This is a genomic window from Vibrio sp. T3Y01, from assembly GCF_013114525.1.
GTDB lineage: Bacteria > Pseudomonadota > Gammaproteobacteria > Enterobacterales > Vibrionaceae > Vibrio > Vibrio chagasii_B.
The window spans coordinates 22381-36818 of sequence record NZ_VTXJ01000026.1 but is presented as its reverse complement, the minus strand read 5'-3'; the positions used below and the strand labels follow the sequence as shown (position 1 = coordinate 36818).

Below are 14438 nucleotides of genomic sequence, written 5' to 3'. Positions count from 1 at the left end.
CATTTAGTACTCTAATTTAGCAATAAGTTGCTCTAATTTGTGAGGCTCATCAAGAGTAATCGTCACTTTTGACTTACCGCTAACAGAACGAGTAACTGAAACGTTTGCTTGCAATTTTTCCGTGAGTCTTCGTGAAAGTTCGATAGCTTCTGTGTCTTCAGGCTTCGATTCTGGTTCAACGTCTGGTTTTAAACACTTTTTAACAAGTTGTTCAGTTTGACGCACGGTCATGTTTTTGGTCGCCGCAGTGTTCGCTGCCTCAACCTGGGTATCACCTTCAAGCGCAAGCAGTGCTCGAGCATGCCCCATTTCCAGTTGTTTGTTGGAAACTAAACCTTTTACTTCATTTTCGAGCTGATTTAGACGTAATAAGTTACTAACCGTTGCTCTCGATTTACCAATCACATCAGCAACTTGCTGATGCGTCAGTTCAAATTCATTCTGTAAGCGCTCTAGCGCTTGTGCTTCTTCGATAACATTCAGGTCTTCACGCTGAATATTCTCGATTAACGCCATCGCAATCGCGGCTTTGTCTTCCACTCGCTTGATAAGACATGGCACTTGCTTAAGGCCCGCTTGACGAGCCGCTCTCCAACGACGCTCACCCGCAATAATCTCATACTGATCTTGCGCTAATGGACGTACAACGATTGGCTGGATGATGCCTTGAGATTGAATTGAAGCCGCCAGCTCTTCTAGCGCTTCTGGCGCAATATCTTTACGCGGTTGATATACCCCTGGTTTCAAGCAACCAACAGCCAACTCTGTGAGCTCTCCATCAGCCGATAACGCCTGACTATGAGAAGCAACTTGCTGTTTTTCACGAGCCAACGAGCTAGTTGCAAGCAGTGCATCTAACCCTTTTCCTAAACCACGCTTAGACATTGAGCGAATTCCTTTGATTAGACCTATACTGGGACTTCTTCACGACGCAACATTTCGCCTGCGAGAGCAAGATATGCTTTGGCACCAGCGGAATATTTGTCGTAGTACATTGCAGGCTTGCCGTGACTCGGCGCTTCAGCTAAACGTACATTTCGAGGGATCACAGTTCGGTAAACCTTGCTACCGAAGTGCTTTTTGAGTTGATCAGATACTTCGTTCGATAAGCGGTTACGCGGATCATACATAGTACGCAGAAGACCTTCGATCTTCAGGTTCTCGTTCACCACCGCTGCGAGCTTACTGATGGTATCCATCAACGCAGTCAAACCTTCAAGTGCAAAGTATTCACATTGCATTGGAACTAACACGGAATCGGCTGCAGCCATCGCGTTAATTGTAAGAAGGTTTAGAGAAGGTGGGCAATCAATAAAGATGAAATCATAATTATCGCGAATGGATGCGAGTGCATTCTTAAGGCGTACTTCACGCGCAAACACTTCCATCAGCTTGATTTCTGCCGCAGTAACATCACCGTTAGCGGCGATGAGGTCATAATTGCCAGATGTACTTCGACAAACTACCTCATCAAATGGGGTGTCTTCAACCAACAAATCGTAAGCAGTTGCTTCAACCTGATATTTGTCGACACCGCTCGCCATAGTGGCATTACCTTGAGGATCGAGGTCAACAACCAATATCTTGCGCTTTGTCGCCGCCATTGATGCTGCTAAGTTAATGCAAGTTGTTGTTTTTCCTACGCCGCCCTTCTGGTTGGCAATTGCTACGATTCTACCCACTATGGCCTCGCTGATTATCCCTGACGCGATAAAGTTACTAGATGACGCTCTCCATCAAGCTCTGGTACTCGCAAAGCTTTGATGTCTGTCACTGAACACCATTCAGGTAACAGGTCGATTTCATCTCTAGGATGTTGTCCCTTAAGAGCCAAAAATACACCGGATTGCTCTTTAGGTAAATGGTGACACCACTCTACCATGTCTGTCATTGACGCAAATGCGCGACTGAGCACTGCATCAAACTTTTCTTCAGGTTGAAACTCTTCAACACGGCTTTGGACCGGCACGACGTTGTCGATTCCCAACTCGTGAACCACCTGCTTAATAAAACGAATACGCTTACCTAAGCTATCTAGCAAGTAAAACTCGCAGTCTGGGTTCATGATTGAGAGCGGAATCCCAGGTAAGCCAGGTCCGGTTCCCACATCGATAAAGCGCTTACCCTGTAAGTGAGTGCTAACAATGATGCTATCTAAGATATGTTTCACCATCATTTCTAATGGGTCACGAACCGAAGTTAGATTGTAAGCCTTGTTCCATTTGTTGAGTAACTCAACATAGCCAACTAGCTGGCTACGTTGTTTTTCAGATACTTCTAGGTCAGTCTGGCCAATCAGGTGATCCAGTTTTTCGCGTAATACGCTCATTATGCTTCCTCACCCTTTTTCAACAGGCCGTGTTTTTTCAAGTAAACCAGTAGGATTGAAATTGCCGCAGGTGTAATACCCGAAATACGAGAAGCAATACCAATTGAATCCGGTTTAGCGTTAGTTAGTTTTAGAACTACTTCGTTAGAAAGCCCTTTTACCTGGCTGTAATCAATATCAGCCGGCAGTTTGGTGTTTTCATGACGCAGTGATTTTTCAATTTCGTCTTGTTGACGCTGAATGTAACCTTCGTACTTCACTTGGATCTCAACTTGCTCAGCCGCTTGTTGATCTTCCAGTGCTGGAGAAAAACGATCCAGAGCCGTCAGCTGTGAATAAGTCATTTCTGGACGACGCAGAAGATCTTCGCCGCTCGCTTCACGAGACATTGGTGTTTTTAGGATCTGGTTCAGCGCGCCAATATCTTCAGATTTTGGATTAATCCAAGTCTCTTTCAGACGCTGACGCTCTTTCTCCATGTTGTCCATCTTCTCGTTGAATCGAGCCCAACGCGCATCATCAACCAAACCAAGTTCACGAGATTTTTCTGTCAGACGGATATCGGCGTTGTCTTCACGAAGCAACAGACGGTATTCCGCACGAGACGTAAACATACGGTACGGTTCTTTGGTGCCCATAGTTGATAGGTCATCGATAAGAACGCCCATGTAAGCTTGGTCACGACGTGGGCTCCAGCCCTCTTTGCCTTGAGTGAATAAGCTTGCGTTTAAGCCAGCCATGAGACCTTGTGCTGCCGCTTCTTCATAACCGGTAGTACCGTTAATTTGACCAGCAAAGAACAAGCCTTGAATAAACTTAGTTTCGTAAGTCAGTTTTAGGTCGCGAGGATCAAAGAAATCATACTCAATTGCGTATCCAGGACGCACGATATGAGCATTTTCGAACCCCTTCATTGAGCGAACTATTTGAACCTGTACATCAAACGGCAGACTAGTAGAGATACCATTCGGGTATAACTCATGTGTCGTTAGGCCTTCAGGTTCAATAAAAATTTGGTGGCTGTTTTTATCAGCAAAACGCATCACTTTGTCTTCAATCGAAGGACAGTAGCGAGGACCAATACCCTCAATCACGCCAGCGTACATAGGGCTGCGGTCAAGGTTGGCACGAATCACATCGTGCGTATTTTCATTGGTGTGCGTGATGTAACATGGGATTTGGCGTGGCTGTTGTGCTCGGCTGCCCATGAATGAGAAAACCGGTGTTGGGTTATCACCGTGCTGAACCTCAAGCTCAGAAAAATCAACACTGCGCGCATCGATACGAGGAGGGGTACCTGTTTTCAGGCGATCAACTCGAAATGGAAGATCACGAAGTCGGTCAGCCAAAGCGATCGATGGTGGATCGCCAGCACGACCACCAGAAGAGCTTTCCATACCAATATGGATCTTACCGCCTAGGAATGTCCCTACCGTCAGTACCACAGCATCGGCACGGAACTTAAGGCCCATTTGAGTGACCACACCGACCACTTGATCCTGTTCAACGATCAGGTCATCAACCGATTGCTGGAACAAGGTTAGATTTGGCGTGTTTTCAAGGACATTACGAACAAAGGCTTTGTAGAGTGCACGGTCTGCTTGAGCGCGAGTTGCACGAACCGCAGGGCCTTTTGATGCGTTTAATGTTCTGAATTGAATACCTGCATGATCAATAGCTTGCGCCATTAAACCACCCATAGCATCGACCTCTTTTACCAAGTGGCCCTTACCAATACCACCGATAGCTGGGTTGCAGGACATTTGTCCCAATGTATCGATATTGTGAGTAAGTAATAACGTACTTTGACCAGTACGTGCAGATGCGAGTGCGGCTTCCGTTCCTGCATGGCCACCACCAACAACGATGACGTCAAATTTTTCGTGATAAAGCATGAACCGACCTCAGGTATTCAAACGTTTTCTAGACTGATAAAAAGGAGCGATATTCTACCTGTTTTCATAGCTTGAGAAAACGTTTTTGGAATTTTTCGAGTAAGCTGTTTTTAATTAATATAGATAAGATCTTTAAAGAGATCTTTTATTGGATCTATTATTAGGATCGAGGAGGTCTGTGGATAAGTCGAAAATGATCAACGAGATCATGGATCTTTTTTGGATCAAATGATGTGATCTAACTTTGATCAGGGTGAGGATTAGCTGGGATCAAAATGGCGACTTATTCACAGGGGGAAATAGGCATAAAACTTATTATTTGGATAACTATAGGTTAATCACCGAATATGTATGATCTTGTCCACAGTAGATCTTGAAAATAAATGGTTATTTTTCGGCTTTTACTCAAAAAAGTTATTCACAATCTCGATATTCAGGCATAAAAAAAGCGGCAAAAGCCGCTTTTTGAGGAGAGGAGGGGGTTAAAACTGGTCGCTATGATCGTTAAACCACTCTTCTGCAGCGTCTTCGGGTACCGGAGTCTCCAATACATCGATGGTAAAACAGTCAGAAATCGCCTGTCCGCCAAGTTTTGTTAATAACTCATGAGCGGCTTGGCCTGCTGCGCAGAAGGTATCGTAACTTGAATCACCTATGGCTATCACAGCAAAGCGAACCTTATCGAGTTGAGGTACGTGCTCTGTTAGATCGGCAATGAATGGCTTGATATTATCAGGGAATTCACCCGCACCATGGGTCGAGGTCACTACTAACCAGAAGCCTTGCTGAGGAATATCATTGTATTCAGGCTGGTTGTGCAGCGTTATCTCATGGCCTTGTTCTTCTAGAAGATCATTAAGGTGATCGCCAACGTATTCGGCGCCGCCTAAGGTGCTGCCTGTAATAATGTGGATCATTAAGCTGTCCTTACTAAAGAAAAAGGCCAACATTCGCTGGCCTTTATAGGTTATTTACCGATACAGAAAGAAGAGAAGATGCGACCTAAAAGATCGTCTGAACTGAATTCACCTGTAATCTCGTTGAGGTGCTGTTGAGTGATACGAAGCTCTTCCGCTAAGATCTCTCCAGCCATGTAGCCTTCAAGTTGTTGCTGGCCAATATCCAAGTGCTCAGATGCGCGTTCTAGGGCGTCTAAGTGGCGACGACGCGCCATAAAGCCACCTTCATGACCACCAGCAAAGCCCATACACTCTTTTAGATGGCTGCGCAGTGCATCCACACCTTGGCCTGTTTTCGCTGATAGGCGGATTAGAGTTGGATCGTTCACATGGCAAATACCCAGCTCTTCATTGGTTTGATCCGCTTTGTTGCGAATCACCGTCATACCGATGTTATTTGGTAAACGATCAACGAAATCAGGCCAGATATCTTTCGGGTCAGTAGCATCGGTCGTGGTGCCATCCACCATAAATAGAACTCGGTCTGCTTGAGCTATTTCTTCCCATGCACGTTCAATACCGATTTTTTCGACTTCATCGGAAGCATCACGCAGGCCCGCGGTATCAATAATGTGCAGTGGCATACCATCAATATGGATGTGTTCACGTAGTACATCACGCGTGGTGCCAGCAATATCAGTCACGATCGCCGATTCTTTGCCTGACAGGGCGTTCAGTAGGCTAGATTTACCGGCATTTGGGCGACCAGCAATCACCACTTTCATGCCTTCACGCATGATGGCACCCTGATTGGCTTCTTGGCGTACCGCCTCTAGGTTATCGATGATAGCCTGTAAGTCAGCACTTACTTTACCGTCAGCCAGAAAGTCGATTTCTTCTTCAGGGAAGTCTATCGCCGCTTCAACATAGATGCGCAGGTGAATCAGCGAATCCACTAGGGTGTTAATACGTTTTGAGAACTCACCCTGAAGAGATTGCAGTGCCGATTTAGCCGCTTCCTCTGAGCTTGCATCAATCAAGTCAGCAATCGCTTCGGCTTGGGTTAAGTCCATCTTGTCGTTCAAGAACGCACGCTCTGAGAACTCACCAGGACGAGCTGCACGCACGCCTGAGATGCCTAGGATGCGCTTGATGAGCATGTCCATAACCACTGGGCCGCCATGACCTTGCAGCTCTAGAACGTCTTCGCCGGTAAAAGAGTGCGGGTTAGGGAAGTAGAGCGCGATACCTTGGTCGAGCTCGATGCCATCGGCAGATTTAAAAGGTAAGTACTCAGCGTAGCGAGGCTTAAGTGTTTTTCCCGTTACTTCTAGGGCAACCTTAGTCGCTAATGGACCGGAAACGCGGATAATACCGACGCCACCACGGCCGGGCGCGGTCGCTTGAGCAACAATCGTATCTGTAGTCATAGTTGTGCCTGCTAGCATGTGAACGCCAAAAAGGGCATTCACGATTAATCAATTAGCTGAATTGTAATCAGCTAAAAACAAAAAGGCGACCTTTTGGTCGCCTTTCTTTAGCTCTTTCTGTTATCGAACTTACTTAGAATGTAAGCCTTTCTTTTCCAGCGCGCGGTAGATAAGCGTTTGCTGAATCAGAGTTACGATGTTCGATACTAGCCAGTAAAGAACCAGACCTGAAGGGAAGAACAGGAAGAAGAATGTGAACATAACCGGCATAAAGGTCATGATCTTCTGCTGCATTGGATCCGTTACAGTCGTCGGGCTCATCTTCTGGATTAGGAACATTGAAGCACCCATCAGAAGTGGCAAGATGTAGTATGGGTCTTGCGCTGAAAGGTCAGTAATCCAACCGAAGAACGGTGAGTGACGCAGTTCAACAGACTCCATTAGTGCCCAGTATAGCGAAATGAAGATAGGCATTTGCAGAAGGATAGGTAAACAGCCACCTAGTGGGTTTACTTTCTCTTTCTTGTAAAGCTCCATCATTTCTTGGCTCATGCGTTGACGGTCGTCGCCAATACGCTCACGCATTGCTGTCAGCTTAGGCTGAAGCATACGCATTTTCGCCATAGACGTGTACTGAGCTTTCGTTAGTGGGTACATAGCACCACGAACGATGAAAGTTAGGATGATAATTGCTACACCCCAGTTCGATACGAAGCCTTGAATGAACGAAAGCAGAGTATGAAGTGGTTTAGCAATAAACCATAGCCAGCCGTAATCTACTACCAAGTCTAGGTTTGGTGCAGTTGCTGCCATTTGGTCTTGAAGTTTAGGACCAACCCAAAGCGTTGCTTTAAAGCTTGCTTCGTCACCGTTAGCGATAGTTTTGTTCGGCATACGAACACCGATGTCGCCTAGGTTACCAATTACACGAGTGTAAAGGTTGCTGCCTGCTTCGTCGCGTGGGATCCAAGCACTTGCAAAGTAGTGTTGAATCATCGCTGCCCAACCTTGACCGTTTGCTAGGTTAAGAGACAGGTTGCGATCTTGCATATCGTCGAAGCTGTATTTCTTGTAACGCGTGTCTTCCGTAGAGTAAGCACCACCACGGTAAGTTGGCATTGTTAGGCTACCGCCGTCATCCATAACGTTTTGACGTAGGTGAGCGTACATACCGAATGTCGCGTTGTTGCCAGAGTTGTTGACTACATCGTATTCAACGTCAATCGCATAGCTGCCGCGCTTTAGGATGAATGTTTTTGTGTAATCTAGGCCGTTCGCTTGGTAAGTCATTGGGATGCGTAGTTCATCCTGACCGTCAGCCAGCGTAAAGCTGTCTGCTGAAACCGTGTAGCTAGGGCGGTTAGTGCTGCTAAGGTCGATACCTTGAGGACCAACTAGACCGCTTTGCGCGATAAATTGGTGGCCTGGTTCATTCTTAAGAAGAACAAAGCTCTCTTCAGAATCAAACTCAGCTGAGTAATCATTTAGGTTTGCTGTCACAACATCACCACCAACCGTATCAATTGACAGAGTCAGTACATCAGTGGTTACTGTGATAGTTTTTGCAGAAGAAGCAACTTGACCAGGAGCCGGGTCTAGATCATCTGCATAAGATGGCGCTGGTAGGGTGCTGCCAGATTGTGCCTGCTCAACCGCTTGAGGAGCTGGGTTCTTAGCTACATTCCATTGTTGGAAAAGTAGGAAAGAAACCAAAGCCAATGCGATTAACAGGATATTACGTTGAGAATCCATCGTTATTTATCTCTGTCTTGTTTTTGGACTGGTGGAACGGGGTCAAAGCCCCCTTCGTTCAAAGGATGGCATTTTAATAGACGTTTGCCTGATAACCAACACCCTTTTACAAAACCGTGAGCTTTCAACGCTTCTATCGCATATAAAGAGCAGGTTGGAGTAAATCGGCAGCGTGGGCCGATGAGTGGACTAATAAACCATCTATAAAAATAGATGGGTATTAGCGCTATCCACGCGAAGGGCGAGACAGGCGAAGCCATAATTTGTCGAGTAGCTTGAACATTTCTTCATTGCTTAAATCTTGCGCGCTCTTCTTAGCGATTACAACAAAATCTTTGTTAGGAAGTTTGTGCTGAGTGTTACGAAAGCTTTCACGAGTAAGACGCTTGAATCGATTACGACCCACGGCTGTTTTAATCTGTTTTTTCGGAACGGCTAATCCAAGACGAGGATTTGAAAGAGAGTTATTTCGAGCAATGATGGTGAAATGAGGAGAGCCAGCTCGATGAGCTTGCTTGAAGACATTTTGATAATGTTCGGGAGTTAACAAGCGTAACTCCCGACCGAAGGCTAGCTTATTCAAAATAATCAAAGATTACTTAGAAAGACGCTTACGGCCTTTTGCACGACGTGCATTGATTGTTGCGCGACCGTTCTTAGTAGCCATGCGAGCACGGAAACCGTGAGTACGCTTACGCTTTAGAACTGTAGGTTGAAAAGTGCGTTTCATTGTAATTACCTTACTGATCAGTAGTTTTAGGTTTTTGTTAAACCCGGCGTGGGCATTTTTTCTCTTCTTTATATAAGAAAGGAAAACCGACGCCTCTCAACAAAGAGGCGGAATTGTAATCACTGTCACAAAAAGTGTCAATGATTGGGTTAACTAAAATTCCGGTCGGGGGATTATACGTAGAATAACTAAAATCACAAGGATCCTTAGTCGATCCCAACCTTATTTAGGAATTTTTTTAATTTAGGATCTTGTGGATTACCAAAAATATCCTGTGGAGATCCCTGCTCGACAATATGGCCGTCAGCCATGAAGATCACTCGGTCAGCGACCTCTCTAGCGAACTGCATTTCATGAGTAACCACCAGCATAGTTTGATGCTGATTAGCTAATTTTTTCATTAGGTTAAGTACTTCGCCAACCCACTCAGGATCCAGCGCTGAAGTCGGCTCATCAAACAGTAAAAGCTCAGGTTGAAGTGCCATGGCACGACCAATACCGACTCGTTGCTGCTGACCTCCAGAAAGCGCTGCTGGGTAGCTGTCTGCTTTGTCACCTAGGCCAATATCATCGAGTATTTGTTGTGCTTTTTCATGCGCTTGCTGCTTCTTCCAACCGCGCACTGTAATTAAGCCTTCAGCAATGTTTTGCTTGGCGGTTTGGTGAGCAAACAGGGCGTAGTTCTGGAAGACAAAGCCGGTCTTACGTCGCAGTGCTAGCACTTCTGCTTTCGTATGTTTCTGGGCATCGACTTTGATGTCATCAATAGAGATCGTGCCTTGGTCGGCTTGCTCAAGAAAGTTCACACAACGCAGTAGCGTAGACTTACCTGTACCACTCGAACCTATGATAACAATGATCTCACCTTGTTTGATATCTAGGTCGATCCCTTTAAGAACTTCGGTGTCACCAAAGTGCTTGTGGATATTTTGTAATTTGATCATCGTACGTACGCCTTATTCAGTTTCACTTCGGCCCAGATTTGAATACGAGTGAGGATAACCACCACGCCCCAGTAAATCAGTGCTACTGCCAAGAAAGCCTCGAAGAAACGGAAGCTTGAAGATGCCTCCATTTGAGCCTTAGCCATAATCTCAGCTACGCCTAGCGTAAAGGCAAGTGAGGTCGATTTGATCATATCGATGAAGTAGTTCATCAGAGAAGGCAGAGCGACACGGGTCGCTTGCGGCAAGATCACTCGACGCATCGCTTGGCTAGTCGTCATACCCACCGAAAGGCTCGCTTCCATCTGGCTGCGATCAATACCGATAATCGCGGCGCGAATACTCTCTGCCATGTAAGCGGCAAAGTGCAGGGTTAAACCAATGACGGCAGCACTGAATGCATCTAAACCAACCATCCACGGGAATACCTGAGGTAAGCCGTAATAAAGGAGGAATAGCTGAACCAGCAGTGGGGTGCCACGGAAGAAGCTAATGTAAAGCTGGCTGAGTTGGTCGAGTACTGGGATTTTGAACACACGAATGTTTGCCAGTATCACAGACAGGATCAGAGCAAAGAACAAGCCCCAAATCGCCATCTCCATGGTGGTGCCGAGATACTTTAACAGTATCGGCAGCAGCTCTAGCATGTAGTTAAAATCAAATCCCATAATCTATCTCGTATTTTTATTGGAAGTGTCGTTATATCAAGCGTTTTAATCAGTGATACAAAAGCAAAAAGCCCACCGCCGTGTAAGCAGTGGGCCTCGTATGGAGAGAGTGAGTGATTACTTCTGAGTAATGTCCGCACCAAACCATTTCTGAGAGATACTTTCTAGCGTACCATCTGCGCGCATTGCTGCTAATGCTTCGTTTACTTCTGCTTGCAGTTTCTTACCGTTATCGTTGTCTACGAAAGGCCAAGCATTTTCAATGGTTTCGAATGGCTGACCTGCTAGTTGTAATGGTAGACCAGTCTTCTTGATAAGCTCTAGTGCTGATAGGCGATCCATGACGAATGCATCGGCACGACCAAGAGCGACATCATGCTCAATACCAGTGTCGTAGGTCTTTACGTTGATCTTGCCATCTTTGTCGTAGCTGCGTAGCAGTTGCTCAAAGTTCGAGCCTAGGTTGACTGCAACAGTCTTGCCTGCAAGGTCTTCGATGCCTTTAATGCTGTCATTACCCTTACGAACGGTAATTTGTGCGCCATCTACTACGTATGGGTCTGCGAATAGGTATTTCGCTTTACGTGCATCCGTCATTGTAATTTGGTTAGAAATGGTATCGATTCGACCAGTTTCAAGAAGACCAAACAGACCAGAGAAGTTCGCTGTTACGTATTCAACCTTGTAGTCGTTACGTTTACCGATCTCATCCCATAAATCCACTTCAAAACCTTGTAGTTGGTCTTGCTTAACGAAAGTAAATGGGAAGTAGCGACCAGACATGCCGACTTTTACTTCAGTCGCAGCTTGAACAGTAGCAGCAGAGAGTGCGATAGCCGCAATTGCAGCCTTAATCCAGTTATTCATTTGGTAACTCCTTATATTTATGGGATTGGATGTTACTGGGAAAATGCTCGATAGAATAAATAACCAGATGTTATTAACCATAACTAGATCGCATTCTCATTTTGGGGATAACTAGCAAGGATCCGGGCATAAGTGGATCGTTGTGTGAGTAAATTAGGGGCAAGATGTGCGGATCCACCCATTAATTATAAATTTATTGTGAATAACTTGGATCTTATTCACTGGATCTGTGATCAATTGCTGGTGATCTGACTTATCAACAGGTAAAATTAGCAGTCATTTCATATTACTTAAATAGAGTGGGGGCACCGTGTCATCTTCGCTTTGGTTGCAGTGTTTGCAACAGCTTCAAGAAGAGTTACCAGCTACAGAATTCAGTATGTGGGTTCGTCCGTTACAAGCGGAGCTCAATGACAATACTCTAACTCTATTTGCACCGAACCGTTTCGTACTCGATTGGGTTCGTGATAAGTACTTAAATAGCATTAACCGTCTGCTGCAAGAATATTGCGGCAACGATATCCCGCATCTGCATTTTGAAGTAGGCAGCAAACGTGTATCGGCACCTAAGCCGGCAGCACCTGCATCTGCTCCAGCGCCAACTCGTACTGCTGCGGATGTAGCGGCAGAGTCTTCGGCGCCTGCACAGCTGCAAGCTCGTAAGCCAGTTCACAACACATGGCGCGATGAAGAGCCAGTGGATGTGGATATTAACCACCGTTCAAACGTCAACCCTAAACACAAGTTCAATAACTTCGTTGAGGGTAAGTCGAACCAACTTGGTTTGGCAGCAGCACGTCAGGTGGCGGATAACCCAGGCGCGGCATACAACCCACTATTTCTATACGGTGGCACCGGCCTAGGTAAAACTCACTTGTTGCACGCGGTAGGTAATGCCATTGTTGATGGTAAGCCGAATGCAAAAGTGGTGTACATGCACTCTGAGCGTTTTGTTCAGGATATGGTTAAAGCGCTACAAAATAACGCGATCGAAGAATTCAAACGCTACTACCGTAGTGTTGATGCATTGCTTATCGATGACATCCAATTCTTCGCTAATAAAGAGCGTTCTCAAGAAGAGTTCTTCCATACCTTTAATGCGCTGCTTGAAGGCAACCAACAGATCATCCTAACGTCTGACCGTTATCCAAAAGAGATCAACGGCGTAGAAGATCGTCTTAAATCTCGTTTCGGTTGGGGTTTGACGGTTGCGATCGAGCCACCAGAGCTTGAGACGCGTGTTGCGATCTTAATGAAGAAAGCAGAAGACCATCAAATTCACCTTGCGGATGAGGTGGCATTCTTTATTGCTAAGCGTCTGCGCTCGAACGTTCGTGAGCTAGAAGGTGCACTGAACCGTGTAATCGCGAATGCGAACTTCACTGGCCGCCCAATCACGATCGATTTCGTGCGCGAAGCACTGCGTGATCTACTGGCTCTGCAAGAGAAGCTGGTTACTATCGATAATATTCAGAAGACCGTTGCTGAGTACTACAAAATCAAAGTGGCTGACCTGCTGTCTAAGCGTCGTTCTCGTTCTGTTGCTCGCCCACGTCAACTGGCGATGGCACTAGCAAAAGAGCTGACTAACCACAGCTTGCCTGAGATTGGTGACGCATTCGGTGGCCGTGACCACACCACGGTACTGCACGCTTGCCGTAAGATTGCTCAGCTGCGTGAAGAGAGCCACGACATTAAAGAAGATTATTCGAACTTGATTCGTACCCTTTCTTCTTAATACACAGTATTCTTAACCTTAATAAGCAGAATCTTGGTCACGTACATATGCTGCGTGCCATTTAGACCGTAAGAGCAAGATATGAAATTTACCATTGAACGTAGTCATCTGATTAAGCCATTACAACAAGTGTCTGGCGCGCTAGGTGGCAGGCCAACGCTTCCAATTCTAGGAAACCTACTGATTAAGGTAGAAGATAACGTGTTGTCGATGACAGCAACGGATCTAGAAGTTGAACTGATCAGCCGCGTAACGCTTGAAGGTGATTTCGAAGCGGGCAGCATCACAGTTCCTTCTCGTAAATTCTTAGATATCTGCCGCGGTTTACCTGATAGCTCAGTGATCACTGTGGTATTGGATGGTGACCGTGTTCAAGTACGCTCCGGTCGTAGCCGTTTTTCACTGGCAACCTTGCCAGCGGCCGATTTCCCTAATATTGAAGACTGGAGCAGTGAAGTTGAAGTGTCTGTGACACAGGCTGAACTTCGTGGTCTTATCGAAAAAACTCAATTCTCAATGGCGAACCAAGACGTTCGTTATTACCTCAACGGTATGTTGTTTGAGATTGAAGGCTCTACATTACGCAGTGTGGCGACCGATGGTCACCGTATGGCGGTATCTCAGGCTCAGCTTGGTGCGGATTTCGCACAGAAGCAGATCATTGTGCCTCGTAAAGGCGTGCAAGAGCTGGTGAAGCTATTGGATGCGCCTGAACAACCGGTAACACTGCAGATTGGTAACTCAAACGTGCGTGCTGAAGTGAACAACTATGTCTTCACTTCGAAGCTGGTTGATGGTCGTTTCCCAGATTATCGCCGCGTAATGCCGCAAAACACCACCAAAACGCTAGAAGCGGGTTGTGATGAACTGCGTTCAGCGTTCTCTCGAGCTGCGATTCTATCTAATGAAAAATTCCGTGGTGTTCGCGTTAACCTTGCAGATAGCGAGATGCGCATTACTGCTAACAACCCAGAGCAAGAAGAAGCCGAAGAGATGCTGGACGTGACCTTTGAGGGTGATGCACTAGAGATCGGCTTTAACGTAAGCTATGTACTTGATGTTCTCAATACACTGCGCTGTGAGCAAGTTCGTATCTCAATGTCAGACGCGAACGCGAGTGCCTTGATTGAAAATGCACAAGATGACAGCGCAATGTACGTTGTTATGCCAATCCGTCTGTAGAGTT

At 46.0% G+C, this 14438-nt stretch carries 15 protein-coding genes; 2 read left to right on the top strand and 13 right to left on the bottom strand.

Annotated features, from left to right (window positions below; translation table 11 throughout):
* Positions 1–3 precede the first annotated feature (3 nt).
* The 13 genes from F0232_RS21540 to F0232_RS21480 form a co-directional block, all read right to left on the bottom strand.
* Entirely contained in the window at positions 4–885 is an 882-nt protein-coding gene (locus tag F0232_RS21540; RefSeq protein WP_061033953.1) for a ParB/RepB/Spo0J family partition protein, read from the bottom strand.
* Between the two features lie 23 nt (positions 886–908).
* Complete coding sequence (locus F0232_RS21535; RefSeq protein ID WP_026084427.1) at positions 909–1682, bottom strand: ParA family protein; 774 nt, start codon at positions 1680–1682, stop codon at positions 909–911.
* A 14-nt stretch (positions 1683–1696) separates the two neighbouring features.
* Positions 1697–2329 carry a 16S rRNA (guanine(527)-N(7))-methyltransferase RsmG gene (rsmG, locus tag F0232_RS21530; RefSeq protein ID WP_004739283.1) on the bottom strand — a complete coding sequence of 211 codons (633 nt, stop codon included), beginning with the start codon at positions 2327–2329 and terminating at the stop codon, positions 1697–1699.
* On the bottom strand, positions 2329–4224 hold the full coding sequence (gene mnmG, locus F0232_RS21525; RefSeq protein ID WP_105057703.1) for a tRNA uridine-5-carboxymethylaminomethyl(34) synthesis enzyme MnmG: 1896 nt from the start codon (positions 4222–4224) through the stop codon (positions 2329–2331). Before mnmG ends, rsmG begins: the two co-directional genes overlap by 1 nt.
* A gap of 482 nt (positions 4225–4706) precedes the next feature.
* Positions 4707–5141: an FMN-binding protein MioC gene (gene mioC / locus F0232_RS21520; RefSeq protein WP_105057705.1), complete on the bottom strand. Its 435-nt coding sequence runs from the start codon at positions 5139–5141 to the stop codon at positions 4707–4709.
* 50 nt (positions 5142–5191) lie between these two features.
* A complete protein-coding gene (gene mnmE, locus F0232_RS21515) occupies positions 5192–6553 on the bottom strand; it encodes a tRNA uridine-5-carboxymethylaminomethyl(34) synthesis GTPase MnmE (protein WP_105057870.1) in 1362 nt (453 codons plus the stop codon).
* A gap of 129 nt (positions 6554–6682) precedes the next feature.
* Positions 6683–8305, bottom strand: a complete 1623-nt coding sequence (yidC, locus tag F0232_RS21510; RefSeq protein WP_061033950.1) for a membrane protein insertase YidC — start codon at positions 8303–8305, stop codon at positions 6683–6685.
* A gap of 2 nt (positions 8306–8307) precedes the next feature.
* Entirely contained in the window at positions 8308–8565 is a 258-nt protein-coding gene (gene yidD / locus F0232_RS21505; protein WP_004735802.1) for a membrane protein insertion efficiency factor YidD, read from the bottom strand.
* A complete protein-coding gene (rnpA, locus tag F0232_RS21500; RefSeq protein WP_017055478.1) occupies positions 8532–8855 on the bottom strand; it encodes a ribonuclease P protein component in 324 nt (107 codons plus the stop codon). The genes yidD and rnpA overlap by 34 nt, the downstream gene beginning before the upstream one ends.
* Positions 8856–8900: 45 nt before the next feature.
* Positions 8901–9035, bottom strand: a complete 135-nt coding sequence (gene rpmH / locus F0232_RS21495; protein ID WP_004735800.1) for a 50S ribosomal protein L34 — start codon at positions 9033–9035, stop codon at positions 8901–8903.
* Between the two features lie 206 nt (positions 9036–9241).
* Positions 9242–9979 (bottom strand): amino acid ABC transporter ATP-binding protein, encoded by a 738-nt coding sequence (locus tag F0232_RS21490; protein ID WP_105057706.1) that lies wholly within the window; start codon positions 9977–9979, stop codon positions 9242–9244.
* Positions 9976–10647 carry an amino acid ABC transporter permease gene (locus F0232_RS21485; RefSeq protein WP_004739268.1) on the bottom strand — a complete coding sequence of 224 codons (672 nt, stop codon included), beginning with the start codon at positions 10645–10647 and terminating at the stop codon, positions 9976–9978. Before F0232_RS21485 ends, F0232_RS21490 begins: the two co-directional genes overlap by 4 nt.
* Positions 10648–10764: 117 nt before the next feature.
* Positions 10765–11514, bottom strand: coding sequence for an amino acid ABC transporter substrate-binding protein (locus tag F0232_RS21480; RefSeq protein ID WP_008224665.1), 750 nt, complete (start codon positions 11512–11514; stop codon positions 10765–10767).
* A 310-nt stretch (positions 11515–11824) separates the two neighbouring features.
* Here F0232_RS21480 and dnaA point away from each other — a divergent pair, with 310 nt between their 5' ends.
* Positions 11825–13252, top strand: coding sequence for a chromosomal replication initiator protein DnaA (gene dnaA / locus F0232_RS21475; protein WP_004739264.1), 1428 nt, complete (start codon positions 11825–11827; stop codon positions 13250–13252).
* Between the two features lie 81 nt (positions 13253–13333).
* Positions 13334–14434, top strand: a complete 1101-nt coding sequence (gene dnaN / locus F0232_RS21470) for a DNA polymerase III subunit beta (protein ID WP_061033947.1) — start codon at positions 13334–13336, stop codon at positions 14432–14434.
* Positions 14435–14438: the final 4 nt, after the last annotated feature.

What these genes read in the sequence shown, in the direction of transcription:
- F0232_RS21540 (WP_061033953.1), bottom strand. Translation starts at nt 885, where the DNA reads ATGTCTAAGCGTGGTTTAGGAAAAGGGTTAGATGCACTGCTTGCAACT.
- rsmG (WP_004739283.1), bottom strand. Translation starts at nt 2,329, where the DNA reads ATGAGCGTATTACGCGAAAAACTGGATCACCTGATTGGCCAGACTGAC.
- mnmG (WP_105057703.1), bottom strand. Translation starts at nt 4,224, where the DNA reads ATGCTTTATCACGAAAAATTTGACGTCATCGTTGTTGGTGGTGGCCAT.
- mioC (WP_105057705.1), bottom strand. Translation starts at nt 5,141, where the DNA reads ATGATCCACATTATTACAGGCAGCACCTTAGGCGGCGCCGAATACGTT.
- mnmE (WP_105057870.1), bottom strand. Translation starts at nt 6,553, where the DNA reads ATGACTACAGATACGATTGTTGCTCAAGCGACCGCGCCCGGCCGTGGT.
- yidC (WP_061033950.1), bottom strand. Translation starts at nt 8,305, where the DNA reads ATGGATTCTCAACGTAATATCCTGTTAATCGCATTGGCTTTGGTTTCT.
- yidD (WP_004735802.1), bottom strand. Translation starts at nt 8,565, where the DNA reads ATGGCTTCGCCTGTCTCGCCCTTCGCGTGGATAGCGCTAATACCCATC.
- rpmH (WP_004735800.1), bottom strand. Translation starts at nt 9,035, where the DNA reads ATGAAACGCACTTTTCAACCTACAGTTCTAAAGCGTAAGCGTACTCAC.
- F0232_RS21490 (WP_105057706.1), bottom strand. Translation starts at nt 9,979, where the DNA reads ATGATCAAATTACAAAATATCCACAAGCACTTTGGTGACACCGAAGTT.
- F0232_RS21485 (WP_004739268.1), bottom strand. Translation starts at nt 10,647, where the DNA reads ATGGGATTTGATTTTAACTACATGCTAGAGCTGCTGCCGATACTGTTA.
- F0232_RS21480 (WP_008224665.1), bottom strand. Translation starts at nt 11,514, where the DNA reads ATGAATAACTGGATTAAGGCTGCAATTGCGGCTATCGCACTCTCTGCT.
- dnaN (WP_061033947.1), top strand. Translation starts at nt 13,334, where the DNA reads ATGAAATTTACCATTGAACGTAGTCATCTGATTAAGCCATTACAACAA.